This is a genomic window from Methylophaga sp. UBA1464 (assembly GCF_002325665.1).
Taxonomy (GTDB): domain Bacteria; phylum Pseudomonadota; class Gammaproteobacteria; order Nitrosococcales; family Methylophagaceae; genus Methylophaga.
Window position 1 is genome coordinate 439 of sequence record NZ_DCSO01000058.1, and the last position, 240, is coordinate 678.

Annotated in this window: 1 protein-coding gene; it reads right to left on the minus strand. The window is 68.8% G+C overall.

Going from position 1 to position 240, the window contains the following annotated elements; genetic code table 11:
• A partial coding sequence (locus B3O33_RS07095) for a hypothetical protein (protein WP_292363282.1) occupies positions 1-240 on the minus strand: 240 nt, incomplete at both ends.

Here is a 240-nt window from a genome sequence, read left to right on the forward strand (position 1 = left end):
GCTCTGGAGCAGGCTCCTCGACGTCCTCCGGTTTGCGCGCGGAGAGCGGCATGATCGGCTCGCCGGGCGCGTCTTTCTCTGGCGTCATCTTCGGAGCAGGCGCTGTCTCCGGCTCGGGGTCTTGAGATGCGGCAGCAGCGGGAGGGGGCGGTGCATGACGCTCGCTCAGCACAGCGGCCGCTTCCCAAGGAATCGACGTATCGGTGACCGACGACGCCTCCTCCTCTTCGGCGGGTGCCG